Source organism: Citrobacter sp. FP75 (assembly GCF_018342065.1).
Lineage (GTDB): Bacteria > Pseudomonadota > Gammaproteobacteria > Enterobacterales > Enterobacteriaceae > Citrobacter.
The window spans coordinates 1,296,401-1,316,726 of record NZ_JAFDOE010000001.1 but is presented as its reverse complement, the minus strand read 5'-3'; the positions used below and the strand labels follow the sequence as shown (position 1 = coordinate 1,316,726).

Below are 20,326 nucleotides of genomic sequence, written 5' to 3'. Positions count from 1 at the left end.
ATGGTCCCGCGCTGGTCTTTATCAGCGGCAAGAGAGTGCACATTTCTGACCGCTCACTCTAGACAAAATTCATTAATAATCCAATTGTTGGTCGCCGATTATCTGTACAAAATCGAAAATATTTTATGTCGATGGGAACAGACTGAATCCCGTGTAAATTCGATTAAAGTAAACCGCAGCGTCGTTTACTGCGATCTTGCGCCTCCTGATACAGTGCAAACTCATCATACACCGCACAGCCCAGCGCCTGTTCGAACGCATCGCGGCTGGAATTACCGTGGCTGCGTGCCTGGGTTTCATTGCCCAGATTGGACTGGAAAATGCCTGCGGCGCTCACCGGTAAGAAATCTTCGTAGGTGATGGGCTGAGCCACCAGCCAACCCCGCTCGATCAGCGGCTGCGGATCGTCCTCCGGACGAATCGCCTGTCGATGCGCCTCACCCGACGGGGTCAGGCGATAGCGGAACCAGGCCAGTCCCTGCTGACGTAGCAAAAACTCACTGTCCGGGAAGGCTTTAAACACCTCCTGAAGATGCAACTGGTGTGTCAGGTTATCTTTGCCCGTACCCGCTTTGCTCAGCAGTTCGTCGTACAACGCCCGGCCTCTTGGCGTCAGCGCTACACCACGCTGTTCTACCTCACCAAAACGTGCGGTGTGGGTGCCACGCATTTCGCCGGCAAACAGCACCGCTTCCTCCAGCGCTTTAAAGCTGGTCTGACGCAGCAGAATAGGAACCTCACGACGCGGGGGCCCTTCAATGAGGATTTTCGGTTCAATACCGCACTCTGGCATCATCGACTGCACGCGGTCAATATCCAGCGTGCGCGGCGTCAGGTGGTTGATATGGCAACCGGGGAAACACACTACATCGGCAATCAGTCGGTGTTCGTTGTGCAGCGCATGATAGGTCTCTTCATCTACCGTGGCGTGTTGATGCCAACGAAAGGTTTCCAGCGCTTCATGTACAAACTCCTGGGCCTGCACGGACGTAAAACCGCCCTGCACATCAAACTCGTCCAGCAGTTCGTGACAACGGCGCGTAAAAATATCGCGTCTGGCGAGGATCTCCGCAGCCCGCTGGCGTAACGCCACGTTATCGATTAATTCAAGGCGTAATAACGAGGTAAACACCCGAAACGGATTACGCGAAAGCGAAGCATCGTCAATGGGACGAAACGCCGTAGAGTGGACGGGCACACCCGCCTGAGAGAGATCGTAATAGCTGACCGGATACATGCCCATAATGGCAAACATCCGCCGCAGTGTGGACAGTTCCTGCGCGGTACCCACCCGGATCGCACCGTGGCGCTCAACGTTCAGCCGCGCTAACTCATCCGCATTGGCCAGTTTCTCATGCAGCGTTGGATTATTTTCCAGTACCGCCAGATTCACATCAGCAACAAGTTCCAGCAATGTGCCGTACTGTGGGACTTCCTGCTGGTACATTGCTGACATTGCCTGCGAAAATTGTTCCCGAATCTCATCTGCCGTGATGGTGTTCGCCATAATGTCATGTCTCCAGTGAATATTACCTGGAGTGTAGAGAACGCCACCGAGTCCGGTGGGAAGAATTTACAAACTGTGATCCCGCATAAATTCCCCCACCCACGTAGACAGTGAACGGAGCTTACTGGCGCGGTTTTAAATGACTTTCCAGCCACGGCAGCATCTGTTTTTTGCGGCTTAACATCCCTTCGACCATGCAGGGCTGCTCGATGTCAGCCAGCTCCGTTCCGGCAAACCACAAACTGGTGTCACCCTTGTTGATATCCGTCAGCATCAGAACCACCAGCGCGGCGTGGCTTTCTTCCGCATAGCGCACCATTTCCTGACGCAAATCGTCCAGCACCGGCGCAACCTGATCCAGCGCGTACAGTTCGAGCTGTGCCACGCAGACCTGATGCCCGTGGATTGTGAACGTTTTGCAATCTTTATTCAGAAGCTGCCGGGCACTCATGCCTTCCACGCTGGTTTTGGCCGACAGCAGATCGCGACTGAACGTCTCCAGACTCACCCCTGTTTTTTTAGTCAATGCGTCCACCGCCTGGCGGTCGTCAGGCGTGGTGGTGGGTGAACGTAGCGTGACAGTGTCACTCAAAATAGCCCCCAACAGCAAAACGGCCTCGGTGGAAGAGATCTGGCTACGCTCCTCTTCCGACATCAGTTGCCATAGCAGCGTTGCGCTACTGCCGACCGGTTTAACCCACACTTCCGGCGGCAGACGGGTGACTAAACCACCGAGGCGATGATGGTCGATGATACCGACGACGTTACTTTCAGCCAGGGAATCCGGTCCCTGAGCGGGTTCGGTAAAATCAACCAGCCAGACATCGAGATCGGTCAACGGAAACGTCAGCAGTTCGGGCATCGTGAGTCCCGCGTGCTCAAAGATGAATTGCGTTTCGCGGTTAGGTTCCCCCGCGCGCCATGCCGTTGCCTGTTGACCGCGTAAGGTCAACCAGCGAGCGGTCATCGCGGCGGTGCAAATAGCATCGCTATCGGGGTTAAGGTGCCCTATTACATGTATCATTAATCAGTGCCTTATAATGAGAAAAGAACAATAGGCAGAGTATAACGACCGGGTTCATTCCCTTCCATGATCCCACTGCGCAGCGATGGCAGTGCAAAACATAAGCAAAATAAATTATTTGTAAGTAAAACATGATAAATGTTAATAATATTTTGCTATCAGGTTATCAAAAACCAACAACTCTACTTGCTACCGATACGGCTCTGTTCTTAACATCGCTTATGGAAAAAAATGTTCTGTTCAATCAGCGTATTCGCTTGCGCCACCTTCACACTTTTGTCGCCGTTGCCCAACAGGGAACGCTGGGGCGCGCGGCTGAAACCCTAAATCTGAGTCAACCCGCCCTCTCCAAAACACTCAACGAACTGGAGCAACTGACCGGGACACGCCTCTTTGATCGTGGTCGCCTTGGTGCGCAGCTAACGCTGCCCGGCGAACAGTTCCTTACCCATGCGGTAAGAGTTCTTGACGCGCTCAATACCGCCGGTCAGGCATTAAATCGTCGGGAGGAAGCGCATAATGATGTCGTGCGCATCGGGGCACTGCCGACGGCGGCGCTGGGCATTCTTCCCGCTGTCATTGGTCCGTTTCACAAGCAGCAAATGGAGACCACGCTGCAGGTTGCCACCATGAGCAACCCGATGATCCTGGCCGGGTTAAAATCCGGTGAAATCGACCTCGGCATTGGCCGGATGGCCGATCCGGAATTAATGGTTGGCCTGAACTACGAATTATTATTTCTTGAGTCACTCAAGCTGGTAGTACGTCCTAACCACCCGCTATTGCAGGAAACCATCACGCTAAGCCGGGTGATGGAGTGGCCGGTCGTGGTTTCACCAAAAGGAACCGCTCCGCGGCAGCATGCGGAAGCTCTGCTACAAAGCCAGGGATGTGAACTGCCGCGTGGTTGTATTGAAACACTATCGGCATCGTTGTCACGCCAGCTAACGGTGGATTACGACTACGTGTGGTTTGTGCCTTCAGGCGCGGTGCGAGAAGATTTGCGCCAGGCGACGCTGGTGTCACTGCCCGTTCCCACTCAAGGGTCCGGCGAGCCAATCGGTATTCTGACCCGCGTAGACGTTCAGCTTCCCGCTGCCGCGCAGATCCTCATCGCTGCAATCCGTAAAACCGTTCCTTTTTGATGTTTATCACTGTTAAAAATAAAGGGACCTTATGGTCCCTTTATGGTTAAAACGTTTCCCAGTTCTCGGTGTGGGATGCTGCCGTTGGCGGCGGTGAATAAACCGGCGTGGCGGCAAGGGGAACGCGTTTGTTCACGCTGCCACCCTGCAGGCGAAACGTGCCGACCGCCTGGGTTAAACGCGCCGCCTGCTCTTCCAGCGAGGCTGCAGCGGCAGACGCTTCCTCAACCAGCGAGGCGTTTTGCTGCGTGACCTTATCCATCTCTGAAATCGCCTGGCTCACCTGCACAATACCCCGGCTTTGCTCATCGGAGGCTGCGGCAATTTCCAGCATAATATCGGTCACGCGTTTTACCGCATCGACGATATCCGTCATGGTATTGCCTGCAGCCACCACTTCACCGGAGCCCTGGTCAATCAGCCGTACGGATTCGCTGATCAAACCTTCAATCTCTTTTGCTGCCTGGGCGCTACGGCTTGCCAGCGTGCGCACTTCACTGGCAACCACCGCAAACCCGCGCCCCTGCTCGCCTGCCCGCGCCGCTTCGACCGCCGCGTTCAGCGCCAGGATATTAGTCTGGAAAGCAATGCTGTTGATAACGGCCGTAATTTCGGAGATTTTCTTCGAACTGGTCGATATATTGCCCATGGTTTGCACCACGCCAGAAACCATCTGGCCGCCCCGACTGGCTTTACCGGAAGCATCTTCCGCCAGCTTGCTGGCATGATGCGCATTATCGGCATTCTGTTTCACCGTGGCCGTCAGCTCTTCCATACTGGCCGCCGTCTGTTCAATCGCCGCCGCCTGTTCTTCAGTACGTGAGGACAGATCGGTGTTCCCCATGGAGATTTCACTAGTGCCGCGATAGATTTCTTCCGCCCCCTGACGCACGGTACCCACGGTTTTCCCCAGCGAATGCTGCATCGTCTGCAGATGATGGCTCAGGCGACCAATTTCACTGCGCCCGGTCGGTTCATCCGGCATCGTCAGATCGCCTGCTGAGATTTGCTCAATACGCTGGGCTGCACGCAGCAGCGGATGGATAACAGCACGGCGCAGCACCATAAACGTCATCAACGTCAAGGCCAGCGCCAGAACAAATGCACCCAGCATAAAGGCCATGCCGAGTTGCGTACGCTGGTGAGCCTGCTCACTGAGATGATTCGCCCTTGCGGTACGAATTTCTATCGCTTTCAGCAACACCTTGTTATAGGCGGAATCCAGCGGCCTGGCCTGTTCATTTTCATGGTTGATGATCGCTTCAAACATGCCGTTTTTGGCGTACTTGAGCATCGGTTGCAAACCGTCGACATACGCCTTAAAGCTGGCGCTTAGTTCGGCGTCTAACGCTTCTCCGGCGGCTGTTTTCACCGCCCGTGACAGATAAGTATTAAAACCATCCTGTGACTGCTGAATCCGCTTTTCCGCCTCCGCGATATTGGCCTTCATATCGTCCATTTCGGCAATACGGCTCGCTGCACCGGCATGGATCATATTTATACGCGCGGTGCGCAAGTGGTTAGAGCTGTTAGATAACCCCATCCTGACCTGGATCTCATCGGTCACATCGCGCAGATCGCGATCGGCCTGCATAAGAAAATAGCTCGCCAGCCCGGAACTTAAGGCGAAAAGCAGAAGGATGCCACCGAGAATGGAGGAAAACAGCGGAACCAGTCGGATTTGATGCAGAAAGCCCAGTTTATGCTGGGCCTGCATCGATGTTGTGTTGTCCATGACCGTCGACTCTCTTGTAGGGTTTATGCGTGAAAACACGCCCGTTAGATAGTCATCGGCAATCCGCCAGGATTGCTTACCGCGAAAAGCGCCGGATTCGTCACACTTTCACAACATCATTCTAAAAAATTCAGGAAAGTGCCAACGGAGAGTTCCGCTGGCGGATGAATCAGTTATCGCCAAAGTGGATAACGGTACGAATAGACTTGCCCTGATGCATTAAATCGAACGCGTCGTTGATCTGCTCCAGCGGCAGGCGATGCGTAATAAACGGATCTAACTGAATTTTCCCGCTCATTGCCTCTTCAACCATACCCGGCAACTGCGTGCGGCCTTTTACGCCACCAAACGCTGAGCCGCGCCAGACGCGCCCGGTTACCAGCTGGAACGGACGCGTTTTGATCTCCTGACCAGCACCCGCCACGCCAATGATGATGCTCTCGCCCCACCCTTTATGGCAGCACTCCAGCGCAGCACGCATCACGTTAACATTACCGATACACTCAAAGCTGAAGTCCACGCCGCCGTCGGTGAGTTCAACAATCACATCCTGCACCGGCTTATCGTAATCGTTCGGGTTGATGAAATCGGTCGCGCCCATTTCGCCAGCCAGTTTGAATTTCTCCGGGTTAGTATCAACCGCCAGAATACGCCCGGCTTTCGCCTGTACTGCTCCCTGAATAACTGCCAGACCGATGCCACCCAGACCGAACACCGCCACGGTGTCGCCTTCTTTCACTTTCGCCGTGTTATGCACGGCTCCTATCCCGGTGGTTACGCCGCAGCCCAGCAGACAGACTTTATCCAGCGGCGCCTGTGGGTTGACCTTCGCCAGCGAGATCTCCGCACAAACGGTGTATTCACTGAAGGTGCTGGTGCCCATGTAGTGATAAATCGGCTCGCCGTTGTAAGAAAAACGCGTCGTGCCGTCTGGCATCAGACCTTTCCCCTGGGTCGCACGTACAGCCTGACACAGGTTGGTTTTGCCAGACTTACAGAACTTACACTCACCACATTCGGCAGTGTACAGCGGGATCACATGATCGCCCGGTTGCAGGCTGGTGACGCCTTCCCCCACTTCAACCACAATGCCGCCACCTTCATGGCCGAGCACCGCCGGGAACACGCCTTCCGGATCGTCACCTGAGAGCGTAAATGCGTCAGTATGGCACACGCCAGTGTGGGTAATTTTAACCAGCACTTCCCCTTTCTTCGGCGGTGCGACGTCGATTTCGACAATTTTTAACGGTTGGCCGGGGCCAAATGCGACTGCTGCACGTGATTTCATTTGTCTCTTCCCATTATTGCGAGGTGATGCTGTTATTTTAGATAAGCGCGCAGAAGATGGCCGATTTCAGCCATGCGCACGGCACGCTGGTCCGGGGTGGTCTCCCCGCTGACCAGCTCATCTTTCAGGTGGATCTCAACCATTTCGCCCATCAGGCCGTTGGATGCGCCGCGCACGGCAGCAATTTGTTGCAAGATCGCCAGACAGGGTTCGCCGGATTCCAGTGCGCGTTCCAGCGCATCAACCTGCCCGCGAATACGACGAACACGCGTGAGAATGCGTTTTTTATCTTCAGGTGAATGCGGCATACGCCCTCCAGATACTATAGGGGGGTATACTATCAAATTTTTTATGTAATTGTAAAATATAAGTTTTATTTAATATCAGAGAGTTAGGGGGAATCACTAACAGCCATATGCAGACATATGCAGCCTTTTCGATGCCCCCATTCATGCCCCCAAGAACATTTTTGCCCCCAAATTTGCCCCCAAAATCTCCACCCTAAATTCCTAAACAGGAAGAGTGATGTTAGGCAAGTGCGCAGCCGCAAACGCCATTATTGTTGTGCCAATGAGAATATCTCCGCAACATTCTCGCAGCTTCCCTCCCCAGTAAAACACTCGAACAATTACGCCGAGGACAACTAACAGAAAAATATCAAACAACGTTTTATGTGATCGGTATATTTCGATCATTAACCCCCACCAATTTGGAGTATGTGGCATAAATAACCCCCACCTTAAAATAAAAAACAATATAATGTAACCCTTGAGCAGTGAAATAACCTAATGAATTGCACACTGTATTTTTCATAGAAAGAATGATGTTGAAAAGACAAAAAATACTAGTAACTGACAAATCCACCACAAATATAACCGTCCTCGATCACTGCGTATAATTCATGTGGAATATAATCAAACGGGTGTCAACATTACACACCCGTAAATATATCAATCAGTCACCAGATTTAACCCTAGTCCATTCATTTTTCAATAATCTTTTTGATGCTTCTATTAACTCGTTACTATGCTTAAGCGCTTCCACATAATTCTCCTGAAAATTCGCCACTACACCTTCTTCATTTGTTTTTAGGGTCAAAGCGCAAAGATTTAAATTATTCATAAGTATTTTTATAGCTGCACCATCTGGTTCACTTGTGTTTATCATCAATAAAACATTATACATAATGCTATCCACAGAATTTCTAGCTTTTCTAGAGACTTCAAGATGTATATTAAAATCAACGCTAGCTCTATCTAGCCATTCTTTACTAGAGGGATTGCTTCTCGATTTAGAATATGACTCCATAGCTTTTGAGTGAATATCACTATGAATTAAAAAATCAGAACGAGCATCATATAAAACGAAAAAAGCAGCACAAAAATCGGCAATACTTTTACGTAAATCAATGATCCAGTTTTGTCTATTAGCAGAAATTACTTGAGCATTTATTGTTTTCTCGGCAATTTTACTTTGTAATTCTCGCTCTTCTTTTAATGAAGCGAACTGAGAAGATCTTTCTCCCATCATAAAAATATGTTGCTTTGCACGTTCAGCCTGTAAAAAACGTCTTTGTTCTTGCTGTTCTTTCTTAGTATTTTTTGAATTAATATAAAACGTACGCCATGCAATTAATGCAGGGATTATCCCACCGAGAAATGTAGCGCCTACAGTAAGCCATAGTTGACTGTAGTCTGTCGGTGAATCGATAGTAAGTTTAGGAAGAGAGTGTAAAGATAAAAAAAGCTGCTCTACATTACCAGCTTCAAGAAATTTGAATGGAACCCCCTGCCACGGCATAGCTGACCTCTTAATCTTGAGAATAAAACAGCAATGTATCACCAAGAAACGAGAAGTTGGAATGATAGAACCCAAATTTTTAGCTAAGTATAACTTAACGCTGTTTAATCACTGCCTATCAGACGATATGACAGGGGTACTGGTGCAATGCACCTCGCGAATACCCCTGTCGGATCGCCCAAAAGCAAAAACCCGCAATTAAGCGGGTTTTACAATTTTGACAACATATCAAATTAGCGTTAAATATCGCCTATTTTGTTCGGATTTGCAATAGTTAGTCGCTATCTTCGTCAAAAATGCGACATTGCTTCCGTTTCAAAACTTCTTCAAGTGCACGCTTATCGAGCGACTCAACAGCAGCCTTCAACCCTTGCCAGTGCCCTGAGTAAACCTCGCACCATGTTGAACGTGATAGCGGCACCGGGTACGAGGTTATCTGAAATATGCATACAATCTCCCATCCATCAGGATTAATAACTGTATATAAAAACAGTATATATAGGTAAGTGACCCTAGGATAAATTAAAAAAGATTAATATTAGTTATAGTTTTACTTAAATTATATTTAATTAATTATTAATCGTATGCGAACAATATAAAAAACAAATCATTAAGAAATGTTGCTAAATTGTTGATTTATTTATAAGTGCTACATTTTAAACACTGAAGATAGTCCCAAAAGGGAAAACCTGCCGAAGCGAGTCATTTCATGTTGGTTTATATAGTTAAGTGCTCCCGACACAGGGACGCGGCCTCATATTTAATGGGTCAGATCGCAGGGACGTTACACCATTCACCCTAAAAACTCCCGAGTGTTCCCTATTCCGGTATGTAATTGCGAAGAAAAAACCTGATAATTCCCCCGGCATATGCCGGGGTTTTTATTTGGTTCAGATAAGATATTTTGACATTAAAACCATCTTCAATTAATACCTTATGAAATTAAATTACCTCTGAGGCACTGGAGATGGATTCTCTTGCATGATTGCTATTTTCAATTCGTCTTCTGTAGGCAAACTTTCCGCTGCTACATTATAAAACTTTCCCAGGCAGGACATAACAACCACCTGAAGATCGAAAGTTCTCAGTACAGCACTAGCAGGCGTAGGATCACCGGCTTTTATCAATACGGGCTTTGACACAACCCTGATGACATCAAGATTATCGTCATATTCTCTGACTTCGCCTTCATAACCATGACCGAAAATAATATAGTCTTGCATATCACCCTCATTGGTAAGGAAAATGATCTCAAATCCACGAATATTTTGAGAATGAAAACCAAACTGAAAACCCGCCGTAGCGGGCTAATTTTGACTTATCCATCGATAATATCTGAACTACCTAAAACAGAGATAAGCTTTGCCCTGTTTTAGGTTGTGGTGTGACGTATGTTACATCCCGAATTTTCTCACCAAGGAGAAGAAAATTGTCCAAGTGTAATGGAGGAATCGTTGTAAACCCTTTCATCCCCTTCTTCCTAGCCATTCCTCTTGCATCCATGAGGATTCTTCCTAACACATTCATACCATAAAAATTACCTTCCGAGTCTTTACTTGCCCCCCAGAATTGATCTTTCTCAGAGTGTTCAACGATGTCATAGTCGCCAGTACTATCTAACAATGCAAAGAACGTATCCCAGTTCTGGCAAAGTTTTACGCACACGCACCATTTCATAATCGAAACTCGATTCTTTTCCCAGCCTGAACGGGTCTTTGCTTCAAATGATCTGGCAGTCTGTTTGGCTTCGTAGGGGTTGCCTTGAGTAATGATGGCCTTTTGTATCTCAGGGTAGTCAGGGTACCGGCATGCTTGGTACAGGATTTCACTCGATTGGATTGGCAACCCATTGATTAACAATGGGTAACCTTTAGCCATGTTAGAAAGGCCACCCCATTTTTCGGTGGTTTTCCTAAAAGCAACTGTATTCTTAAGTGGATATAATCTATAGCTCATGTCACACATTATACCCATTACGGCTCATAAGTGGATACCAGCAATCTAATGCTGGTTGCCGGGTTTCTTGATAAGTACCCCACCAAAAAGCCAGCGGTGCATTGTTTGGACAATTTCTGAAAGTAAATATTGTGCCGCCAAACCCAACACCTCTAAATGTTGAAAAACCTAAAGGTTTTATCACAGGACTTGGATTTTGGCTGTATCCAAGGATCGTAAATCCAATTCTAGTTAGAATAGCTTCAAACCTGTCACGTCGATTTTCATCTGGAAAGACATTATTTGCTTCATATCCATTCCGATAGGTCCCTGTATAATTTAGTGTTTGTGTTGCCCATAAAGGCATAGAAACACTTTCTGCTTTTGGCCAAAAAACTCCCGACCGATAGGAGTTACGAAGCTGATTCTCTATGCATACGAAATCCGCGCCAACGACACCAATCCGGATATTCCTATTGGAAAAATCACTTTCGAGTTGATCTTTAATTTTCCATTCGGCAAATGTGTGCATCGCCATAAAAGAAACATATATTATTATATTTTCTAAATTGAAATGCTCTATAAACCAAGTTAAATCATTGATCGCTTTTGCTCCTGAGAAGGAAACATCATCTATATACACAAATTCGCGAAAAGAGTGAACCCATTGTTCGTTGGAATTCCTATATACGATGTTGACATCATCTTCTCGCAAAAATTGAAGCATATCCAAATATTCATGCTGACTTGAGCCCTGCACTTGGATATCGAGAAAAGCTGCGTCACTGAAAATTTGTTCATTCCCAGGATTATTAGCTGTTTGACTCGCTACGTTGTGATAATCGCTCTCGCGAATATAAGCTAGCCCCAATAACCGATCAGTTTCTTCTAAAACAAACCGCCTATCGGCTGGATCGAATTGTTGAATCCAGCGATTTACATGCGCAATATTCATACCGCCTTGTGGCGGATATCTATAGTCAGTGAGTTTGCTTGCAATCTGGCCCATGAGATCTTGATCGGTGATGCTGTTGTCACACATTGAGTCCATCTACCTATAAAATGAAAAAAATTCAGAATACTCCTAAAAGATTAAAATAAAACTACCAGAATTCATTATGTTACATTAATCACATTTTTCACATTTAATAATTTTCACGGTATAGCGTGGCTTATCGCCACAACAGGAGTATCGCTTTGATACGGCAGCAGTGAGCCACAGCATCACAGATTTGTTTTCCTGCCGGGGTTAAAACAAAAAGCACCTGGTAAGTATTTTTCTAATCAGTCGATAAGTGATCGATGGGATGCCGCTGTTAAAAAGGCCGGAATCGCCGCAGAGCACCCTATCAGACGCGTCACACTTACGCATGTTGGGCATTATCCGCTGGAGCTATTCCGTCATTCATCGCCAGCCAGTTGGGGCATGAGGACGCCCAAATGGTTTACCGGGTCTACTCGTCGTGGATTAAAGAGCTCGATGGAGAGCAGGTGGAGATGCTGAACGAGAAACTGGGTTTTAAATCGAATTCAAGTATACAAAAAGAAGGTCTGTAAAAACATAAACTCTCAAACTTCATCATACAGCCCAGTTATCACTACTGTAACCGTTCATCATTGCTCCATAGGGTTAATTGTAATACTCTCAGATATTGGACCATGTGATTGAATCTTAGGGAGAATCATGTTAAAATTGTAAATTACAAAACTAAAGGTTACTAGTTGAAAAGGAAATGCGTATACTGTATACAAATACAGTGCAAGGAGGGTTCTATGCTGAGCTTTATCGCAAAATATATACTTACAGCCAGCGCTGTTGCCCCTGTATGCATTACGCTATCATTTGTTGCCTGGCTTAACGGAAGCAAGGTTTATTGTTTTTTTAGTCTTAGCCTGGCAATTTTAAGTTTTTTGCTATGCTGGTTGACATTACATATCGCTAAGAAAAGAGTAAGCGAAACCCATGTTAACTTAACATCTCTTACTCCTGCAAATAAGGAGATCACTAATTATTTCCTAGCATATTTATTCCCTCTGATTACTGATGATAAACTGATTGAAAATATTTGGCTGGCAGTGTTTTTCTATATCAGTTTATTTGTTTATATAGGTTTTTCTGGTAGTTACTCTTTTAATCCTATCTTATCTTTCTTAGGGTATAAATTTTATGAGGCAGAAGATGATACAAATGTTTCTTTTGTTTTAATATCTAAGAAGGTATTGCAAAAAGGTAATGTTAAAGGATTGAAGGTTGTACAGCTTACTGATCATACATTCATAAAGGTTTAATTATGGAACTATTTGCCCTTACAGAAGATGATATTACTCCTGATGTTGTTAAAATATGTTTAGACAAAAAAACGTCGGACACAGTTAACCAGATCTTCGAGAAAATGATAGCGGCATTTTATGAAACATCTCCTGACCCGATGGATTACTCTGCCGACTATAAGCTTGATAAAAATGAACATTTTATCATACCTAGCTTTAAGCAACATATACCATTAGGAGAAGCCCTTATCTCTCCTAAAGCAATTACAGCCTTAGATATTAATGATATTGGGCTAGACAAAATTAAAGCTCTATTTACAGGTTCTACAGATGGTCAGCGCATTTACATTCAAAAGTTTGATAAAGGACAAGTGATAACAGCTACAAATAGTTTTTTCTTTTTCGATAATACAAAAACATTTTCAGCCCCTGAGCACAACGGTTTAACTATTGGGCCAAAAATAACAGCAATAATAGACAGTAACATATTATTATTCAGAAATTTCAATAACCTCAGACGTATATTCAATATGGATGAATATTATCGATCCGCTACTGATAGTGAACTCGATGCGTTTCAAGAAAGTGATGTATTTCATTGTGAGAATGGGTTCAAACTTTCTGATTTTGACGATACTGTTATACGCAGGAAGGTTACTTTACTTAACATGTCTGGCGTTTTAAAAGAACATACAATAGCGACCTTACAAGAAGCTGCAAGTGTGTTAAATCATCCACTAGATATTATGCGTTTTGAAGAAAAAGACAAAATAAAACTCCCAAACAACAAAAGAGATATAAAATTATTACTTAGCTTCCTTGACTCAGATATCTATATATCAGCAATAAATGGTGTTAAGTATCGCTCTAACTCCAAAACACGGATTATTTAGGATATTATTCTTGGTGTTTCTACACGAAAGCTATCATATAGGGCAAGAACTGAAAATTTCACTTGCCCCCATTACGCCCCCTGATGCAGCGCACACCATAATAAATTCTTAATTATCAATGAGATAAATACACAGCCTTATACTATAGAGGGGTATACTATCAGCTTTATTAACGCATTGTAAAATAAATAACTTGTTATTCTTTAATGAGTTGCACAAACAGCACATACATATGTGGACATATACAGCCTTTTTCAGGCACCAAAAATTGACAACCGAATGTAATTATGATCAATATAAAGACCCCCGATTACAAACCGGGGGCTTCCATTTCTTTGAATACGCTATATATAATAATTAGTTACTTATTCCGCAACTGCACACTCTGGCACACGAATTTCTTTAATGAGCCTGGAAAAACTGTTTAACGAACACATTCCCTGAATATTTTTCTCTTCACATGCAATTAATTTTAAACCAACTTTGCTGGCAGGTTTTTTTAACGATAACGGTTGTATATCCCTCATGTCTCTCAGCGTCTGATAAACAAATGAAACCTGAACCCAATCAGTATTATCACTGGTTCTTTTCCACCTTTCGAATAAAAGCTCCCCACCAGGAGGGGTATTATCGGGTTGACCGGGTAGCGACCAGTTAAGATCTAAAGCCCCGCTTAAATTTGCAAGATTGGTATCATGACCAGCAATAAACAACAGGGATACGGGTAATTTTATACCATACCTGTTTTCTGTTGCACCATTTGTCAATAGTGCAGTGTCTATCATATCGAGTAATGGTGTGGCTCTACTACGGGCAACTTCTGGAGTTCTCTGCAAAAGATCAAACTGAGCGTTATGCAGACTTAACAAGTCTCTCCATTCTTTATCTCCCGTAATACGCCCCCAGGCTACCTGTGGCATTCCCTGGGCCTCTTGCAACAGAAATATCTCAGTCAGCATGGAAGAAAGGCTCCAGGTACCTGGTAATGATACATTGTCAGGAGTTACTTTAAGTTCAGACGGTAAAGCCTCTGGTAATGTGCATTTCTTAGACTTCTCTTTAGTTTTACATGTCTCCGACTGTGAGAAATTTAAAACATTTTCCAGGGTCCGAAACGAAGGTTGATAGCGTTGGGTATACAGTTCTATATTTCCTCCAGCCCGTTCCAGAATAGCTTTTTTAACTTTCAATGTATTAAACGAACACTCCCCCATTTTTACTGGATTAAAAAGAGGATCGGTTTTTTCTTTATCCTTTTGATAACGCACCTGAATTTGACATTTTGGTGCTAACCCAGCCAGAAACGCCTCACCCGTTTTACGGGTGCGTTGATCCGTGTCCGCAATAACAGCAACCTGCCCCGGTGACGGGCACGTTTGACTATTCAACAGACCTTTGCTCGTGAGCCATAAACGTTGATACTGACCTAATTCAGAAACAAGCTCCCCCCCACGAGGCGTCAGCCATCCTAACGGCACATCCCATTGTGGCCATTGATAGGGTGTGACATCTTTCATTATTGGAGTAAGCTTCGTAGGTGCTCTTACTCCATGACGGCTCACTATCACAACACGCTCAAGCTTCATACCGCTCTGCTCTTCAGCACGTATTGAGAAAGAACCGCATAAGAGAGAAAAAAGTATTAAACGAATGATGAATGTACTCATTACCAGCACCGCCTTGTAGTAAGTGAAAAACAAGCAACTCGTATAAGCCAGTTCGATAACTAATTCTATCGGATAGAAATAATCTTACTCCTGAGTTCACAACTATCCAACTTTTAGTATATCAACCTTGCTAAACGATCAACTTTGCACTTGCTTCTTAGGTAAAAACAAAAACCCGCCGAGGCGGGTTAAAAAATCAACGTTAAACATGTTATGTATTAGGTATTGCTTCGACAATAGACAAATACGTATTGGTATGAATCACACGATTTAATTTCAAATCTGCCAGGTTAAACATATCAGAGAATTCTTTTTCAGTGCGAGCCCTACCACCATCAAAGCTTGTCAATAAAAGAAGGTCTATCTCATAACGACCTTGTTCATTATTATCAGCTTTAATTACAGGTTCCATAATCAACAACCGAGAATTATGTTTCATTGCACGACGGCAATTTTTAAGTATTTGAACTGATTTCGCATCAGGCCAATCCATCAGAATGTACTTTAGCATATAAATATCAGCAGACGGGCATGTATCAAAGAAACTGCCAGGTACGGTTTGCCACCGGGTTTCATCATTTAACAAGTGTAATCGGTTAACATTTAGTACACTTTCCTGATCAAATAATATGCCTGATATAGATGGATTTCTTCGCAATACACATAATAACAGATTACCAAGCCCTCCCGCGATATCTGCAACTACAGCATTCTTTGGAAATTCATAACTATCTACAAGCACCTCATTTTCTACAGAAGACATAGATGCCATGCCCGCGTGGAAAACATTACCACGTGCATTCGTATCGTTTTGCTCCCAATACTCGTAAAATGGCATACCAAATAAATCATTAAAAACCGGCTTCCCTTTTAAAATCCCCTCCATATCTGCTGCAGGTTGCCAGAAGGTTTTATCCGTCAGCATTAAAACCGCGGCGCGTAATGAATATGGATGTTCTGTACACAAAAATCTAGCTGATTGAGTCAAATCAAAAGTACCATCTGATAATTCACTGAAAATCCCTCTTGATGCCATTACCCGCATTATTCTATAAAGAAAATCCTTATCAACTTTAAGGGCGACAGCCAGTTGCTCAATAGTTTTATTTCCATCAACAAGATGATCTGCGACACCTAACAAAGCGACAGTACGAAGGGCTGCTTGCCAGACAAACCCCATGCTCTGCTCTAATAAAAATATTGCTTCTCTACGTTCCAGAGGATCTAGTCTATCTAATGCTGACATTTCACTACTCCTTTTCCGTTTCTTAAGTCGCAAAGAAAGTAAAAAAACGCTAACAAAGAGCCTAAGCATCAAATTCAGATTCATCAACGCAAAAATAAATATTTTAATTGACAAAAATTCATATCCTGTACGAATATCGGTACACTTATATCAACACCCGTAAATAAAAGAAGCCATGTGTTTTTATTGTGCTTTAATAAACCAAAGAAACTATTCGCATGCAAAATAAATATTTCCTGCCAGTACTTTTAACTACTCAAAAGGTAGCGTTATTATCAAGCTACTAAAGCTTGTTTATTTCTTACTTATTTTCCATCTTCTGAAACGAGATGGTGATCAACAGAAAGCCATCTGGACGGCAATTGAAAAACTACTTCAAAGCTGTCGCAACAAACTTCCCTGTTGTGGACGATCTACCGCCTGAGGGGAAAATCGACTTCACCTGGTGCGAACGTTATCAACTCGGGAAAGACAATCTGACATGGGAACGCAAATTCGGCGTTGCCCCCAGCATGCCTCTAAAGATCGTTAACAACGAAAAATATATTTATAAATCAAGTAGTTAAAAGCTGACATTGATACTGTAGTGGGGTTGCCATCAATATTTTTACATTATTGTAAAAATATAAATACCTCAAGCTTACAGCACTAATACTCCCTCACGTCAATAACCACTAAAAGTTAATGGTTTATAAAACAATTTAACCTTACAATAACCATACTTTTTCATGTCTTAAGTTTAAGCTGGAGAAAAAATGGAGCTCAGCCGGAGGCAGTTCTTTCGAATCTGCGCGGGCGGTATGGCAGGAACAACTGTTGCATCTCTCGGATTCTTATCATCTTTTTCCGTTCACGCGGAAACCCGTCAATACAAACTCTTAAAAGCAAAAGAGACGCGTAATAACTGTACGTACTGCTCAGTAGGCTGCGGCATGCTGATGTACAGCCTTGGCGATACGGCCAAAAACGTCAAAGAAAGTATCTATCATATTGAGGGCGATCCGGATCATCCAGTGAGCCGCGGCTCGTTGTGTCCGAAGGGCGCGGGCGTGCTGGATTATATTCATAGCGAAACGCGCCTGCAGTATCCCGAGTATCGCGCGCCGGGATCGGATAAATGGCAGCGAATTAGCTGGGAAGAGGCGATTAATCGTATTACGCGATTAATGAAAGATGACCGCGACGCTAACTTTATTGAGAAAAATGCTCAGGGGCTGACCGTCAACCGCTGGACCACCACCGGTATGCTGTGCTCCTCAGCGGCAAGTAATGAAACCGGAATTCTCGACGGTAAATTTACCCGCAGCCTCGGAATGGTGGCTATCGATTGTCAGGCCCGCCTGTGTCACGGGCCAACCGTCTCGGCTCTGGCACCGACCTTTGGTCGCGGAGCCATGACCAACAACTGGGTGGACATCAAAAACGCCAATGTGGTGTTGATTATGGGCGGTAACGCCGCTGAAGCGCACCCGGTGGGCTTTAAGTGGGTAGTCGAAGCGCAAACCAAAAACGACGCCACCGTGGTGGTGGTCGACCCGCGCTTCAACCGTAGCGCCGCCGTCGCCGATCTGTATGCGCCAATTCGTGCCGGTTCCGACACTACGTTCCTGCTCGGCGTAATCCGTTACCTGCTGGAAAACGACCGCGTGCAGCACGAATACGTGCGTCACTACACCAACGCCGGCCTGATTATTCGCGATGACTATCAGTTCAACGATGGTCTGTTTAGCGGCTATGACGGCAAAAAACGCCAGTACGACAAATCGAGCTGGTTCTATCAGCTTGATGAACAAGGCAACGCCCTGCGGGATGAAACACTCAGCCACCCGCGCTGCGTGTGGAATTTGTTAAAAGCCCACGTCGAACGCTATACCCCGGAAATGGTCAACCGCCTGTGTGGGACCTCGGTGGCGGACTTCACACGCATCTGTGAAATTCTCGCCAGCACCAGCGTGCCTGACCGCACCGCGACTATCCTGTATGCGCTGGGCTGGACGCACCACTCTGCCGGGGCGCAGATTATTCGCGCCGCCGCCATGCTCCAGCTGCTGCTGGGCAATATCGGCATGGCGGGCGGCGGCGTTAACGCCCTGCGTGGCCACTCAAATATTCAGGGCTATACCGACCTCGGTCTGCTGTCAACTAACCTACCCGGCTATATGCCGCTGCCGTCAGAAAAACAGCCGGACTACCAGACCTATATCTCGCAAATTACCCCGCCTGCGCTGGGCGTGAACGAAGTCAATTACTGGCAAAACACGCCGAAGTTTTTCGTCAGCATGATGAAAAGTTTCTGGGGCGACCATGCGACGGTGGAGAATAACTGGGGTTACGACTGGCTGCCTAAATGGGACCGTCTGTACGATGTGATGACCCAGGCCGAATTGATGCTCGAAGGGAAAATTAACGGTTATATCGTGCAGGGTTTCAACCCGTTGGCGGCGTTCCCGGATAAAAATAAATCGTCCCGCGCGCTTTCAAAACTGAAGTATATGGTAGTTATCGATCCGCTGGTCACTGAGTCTTCCAATTTTTGGCAGAATCATGGCGAGATGAACGATGTAAACCCGGCAGATATTCAGACCGAAGTATTTCGCCTGCCCTCTTCCTGCTTTGCGGAAGAAAACGGCTCAATCGCTAACTCCGGACGCTGGTTGCAGTGGCACTGGGCGGCAGCTGAGCCACCGGGAGAAGCCTTACACGACGGGAAGATCCTTGGCCGCCTGTTCATGCGGCTGCGTGAGCTATACCAGCAGGAAGGTGGCGCGAATCCGCAACCCTTGTTGAACATGTCCTGGAATTACAAAGATCCTTACGATCCACATCCGGAAGAAATTGCCCGCGAAGGCAATGGTATGGCGCTGGAGGACCTGTATGACGACAAAGGCCAGCTCATTGCCAAAAAAGGCCAGCAGCTTAGCAGCTTCGCACAGCTACGCGATGATGGTTCCACCAGCAGTTTCTGCTGGGTTTACTGCGGAAGCTGGACAGAGCAAGGCAACCAGATGGCCAACCGCGATAACAGCGACCCGTATGGCCTGGGCTGCACGCCGGGTTGGGCATGGTCGTGGCCTGCCAACCGCCGTATCCTCTACAACCGCGCATCCGCAGATCCATCCGGAAAACCGTGGGACGCCAAACGTGCGCTGCTGCACTGGGATGGCAAAAAATGGGCCGGTATGGATGTGGCTGACTACAGTCAGGCCGCACCGGACAGCAACGTCGGACCCTTCATCATGAACCCGGAAGGCGTCGCACGTTTGTTCTCCATCGACAAAATGAACGACGGGCCGTTCCCCGAACATTATGAACCGATTGAATCGCCCATCGGTACCAACCCGCTGCATCCGGACGTCGTCTCCAGCCCGGTGGCGCGCATCTACCATAACGATATCGCCAATATGGGTAAAGCGGATGCCTTCCCGTACGTTGCCACCACTTACTCCATTACCGAACTGTTCCGCCACTGGACCAAGCATGCGTTGCTCAACGCCATCGCGCAGCCTGACCAGTTCATCGAAATCGGTGAAGCGCTGGCCAGCATAAAAGGCATTGCGGCAGGCGATACCGTGAAAGTGATATCGAAACGCGGTTTTATCAAAGCTAAAGCGGTGGTCACCAAACGTCTGCAAACGTTGACGATAGACGGCAAGCAGGTCGATACCATCGGTATCCCTTGCCACTGGGGCTTTGAAGGGGCCACGCGTAAAGGGTTCCTTGCCAACACGTTAACGCCATCGGTGGGCGATGCCAACTCGCAAACGCCTGAATATAAAGCGTTTTTAGTCAACATTGAGCGAGCGTAAGGGAGGGAA

Annotated in this window: 15 protein-coding genes and 1 pseudogene; 5 read left to right on the top strand and 11 right to left on the bottom strand. The window is 46.4% G+C overall.

Annotation, left to right across the window (positions count from 1 at the left end):
• Positions 1-163 precede the first annotated feature (163 nt).
• Entirely contained in the window at positions 164-1,507 is a 1,344-nt protein-coding gene (hglS, locus tag JQ822_RS06430; protein WP_213132742.1) for a 2-oxoadipate dioxygenase/decarboxylase HglS, read from the bottom strand.
• Positions 1,508-1,628: 121 nt separating this feature from the next.
• The gene (locus tag JQ822_RS06425) at positions 1,629-2,531 is read right to left on the bottom strand and encodes a manganese-dependent inorganic pyrophosphatase (RefSeq protein WP_213132741.1); all 903 of its coding nucleotides are present in this window, start codon (positions 2,529-2,531) and stop codon (positions 1,629-1,631) included.
• A gap of 221 nt (positions 2,532-2,752) precedes the next feature.
• Here JQ822_RS06425 and JQ822_RS06420 point away from each other — a divergent pair, with 221 nt between their 5' ends.
• Complete coding sequence (locus JQ822_RS06420) at positions 2,753-3,676, top strand: LysR substrate-binding domain-containing protein (protein WP_213132740.1); 924 nt, start codon at positions 2,753-2,755, stop codon at positions 3,674-3,676.
• 46 nt (positions 3,677-3,722) lie between these two features.
• Here the strand turns inward: JQ822_RS06420 and JQ822_RS06415 are convergent, their stop codons facing one another.
• The 7 genes from JQ822_RS06415 to JQ822_RS06385 form a co-directional block, all read right to left on the bottom strand.
• Positions 3,723-5,411, bottom strand: coding sequence for a methyl-accepting chemotaxis protein (locus tag JQ822_RS06415; RefSeq protein ID WP_213132739.1), 1,689 nt, complete (start codon positions 5,409-5,411; stop codon positions 3,723-3,725).
• 169 nt (positions 5,412-5,580) lie between these two features.
• The gene (locus JQ822_RS06410; RefSeq protein ID WP_135321901.1) at positions 5,581-6,699 is read right to left on the bottom strand and encodes an S-(hydroxymethyl)glutathione dehydrogenase/class III alcohol dehydrogenase; all 1,119 of its coding nucleotides are present in this window, start codon (positions 6,697-6,699) and stop codon (positions 5,581-5,583) included.
• Positions 6,700-6,731: 32 nt separating this feature from the next.
• Complete coding sequence (locus tag JQ822_RS06405; protein WP_003833178.1) at positions 6,732-7,007, bottom strand: metal/formaldehyde-sensitive transcriptional repressor; 276 nt, start codon at positions 7,005-7,007, stop codon at positions 6,732-6,734.
• A 646-nt stretch (positions 7,008-7,653) separates the two neighbouring features.
• Entirely contained in the window at positions 7,654-8,499 is an 846-nt protein-coding gene (locus JQ822_RS06400) for a hypothetical protein (protein WP_213132738.1), read from the bottom strand.
• A 947-nt stretch (positions 8,500-9,446) separates the two neighbouring features.
• A complete protein-coding gene (locus JQ822_RS06395; protein ID WP_213132737.1) occupies positions 9,447-9,722 on the bottom strand; it encodes a hypothetical protein in 276 nt (91 codons plus the stop codon).
• Between the two features lie 121 nt (positions 9,723-9,843).
• Positions 9,844-10,455, bottom strand: a complete 612-nt coding sequence (locus JQ822_RS06390) for an NADAR family protein (protein WP_213132736.1) — start codon at positions 10,453-10,455, stop codon at positions 9,844-9,846.
• Position 10,456: 1 nt separating this feature from the next.
• The gene (locus JQ822_RS06385; protein ID WP_213132735.1) at positions 10,457-11,476 is read right to left on the bottom strand and encodes a phosphoribosyltransferase-like protein; all 1,020 of its coding nucleotides are present in this window, start codon (positions 11,474-11,476) and stop codon (positions 10,457-10,459) included.
• A 731-nt stretch (positions 11,477-12,207) separates the two neighbouring features.
• On the opposite strand from JQ822_RS06385, the gene JQ822_RS06380 reads away from it, so the two are divergent.
• Together JQ822_RS06380 and JQ822_RS06375 are read left to right on the top strand one after the other, a co-directional pair.
• Positions 12,208-12,723 carry a hypothetical protein gene (locus JQ822_RS06380; protein WP_213132734.1) on the top strand — a complete coding sequence of 172 codons (516 nt, stop codon included), beginning with the start codon at positions 12,208-12,210 and terminating at the stop codon, positions 12,721-12,723.
• A 2-nt stretch (positions 12,724-12,725) separates the two neighbouring features.
• Positions 12,726-13,598: a Kiwa anti-phage protein KwaB-like domain-containing protein gene (locus JQ822_RS06375; RefSeq protein ID WP_213132733.1), complete on the top strand. Its 873-nt coding sequence runs from the start codon at positions 12,726-12,728 to the stop codon at positions 13,596-13,598.
• Positions 13,599-13,963: 365 nt separating this feature from the next.
• Here the strand turns inward: JQ822_RS06375 and JQ822_RS06370 are convergent, their stop codons facing one another.
• Positions 13,964-15,265: an AppA family phytase/histidine-type acid phosphatase gene (locus JQ822_RS06370; protein WP_213132732.1), complete on the bottom strand. Its 1,302-nt coding sequence runs from the start codon at positions 15,263-15,265 to the stop codon at positions 13,964-13,966.
• Positions 15,266-15,476: 211 nt separating this feature from the next.
• On the bottom strand, positions 15,477-16,511 hold the full coding sequence (locus tag JQ822_RS06365) for a methyltransferase (RefSeq protein WP_213132731.1): 1,035 nt from the start codon (positions 16,509-16,511) through the stop codon (positions 15,477-15,479).
• Positions 16,512-16,861: 350 nt separating this feature from the next.
• On the opposite strand from JQ822_RS06365, the pseudogene JQ822_RS06360 reads away from it, so the two are divergent.
• Positions 16,862-17,020: pseudogene (locus tag JQ822_RS06360) on the top strand (RecE family exodeoxyribonuclease); the annotation flags it as partial.
• 246 nt (positions 17,021-17,266) lie between these two features.
• Positions 17,267-20,317 carry a formate dehydrogenase-N subunit alpha gene (fdnG, locus tag JQ822_RS06355; RefSeq protein ID WP_213132729.1) on the top strand — a complete coding sequence of 1,017 codons (3,051 nt, stop codon included), beginning with the start codon at positions 17,267-17,269 and terminating at the stop codon, positions 20,315-20,317.
• Positions 20,318-20,326 lie beyond the last annotated feature (9 nt).